At 67.5% G+C, this 456-nt stretch carries 1 pseudogene; it reads right to left on the bottom strand.

From position 1 onward, the window contains the following. Nucleotides 1-456: pseudogene (locus tag FXF52_RS41290) on the bottom strand (transcription termination factor Rho); the annotation flags it as partial.

Below are 456 nucleotides of genomic sequence, written 5' to 3'. Positions count from 1 at the left end.
GAGTCGAGCAGCACGACCACGTCGTGCCCCAGCTCGACCAGGCGCTTCGCCCGCTCGATCGCCAACTCCGCCACCGTGGTGTGGTCCTGCGGCGGACGGTCGAACGTGGCCGCGATGACCTCGCCCTTCACCGACCGCTGCATGTCGGTGACCTCTTCCGGCCGCTCGTCGACCAGCACCACCATCAGGTGGCACTCCGGGTTGTTACGGGTGATCGCGTTCGCGATCGCCTGCAGCACCATCGTCTTACCGGCCTTCGGCGGCGAGACGATCAGCGCCCGCTGACCCTTGCCGATCGGCATCACCAGGTCGATCACCCGGGTGGTCAGGATGTGCGGCTCGGTCTCCAACCGCAGCCGCTCCTGCGGGTACAGCGGAGTGAGCTTGTAGAACTCCGGCCGACGCTTCGCCTCATCCGGCTCCATCCCGTTGATGGTGTCCAGCCGGACCAGCGGG

It is taken from the genome of Micromonospora sp. MP36, from assembly GCF_008119785.1.
Classification (GTDB): domain Bacteria; phylum Actinomycetota; class Actinomycetes; order Mycobacteriales; family Micromonosporaceae; genus Micromonospora.
The sequence above is the reverse complement of the archived record's forward strand: the minus strand, read 5'-3'. Positions and strand labels throughout refer to the sequence as shown.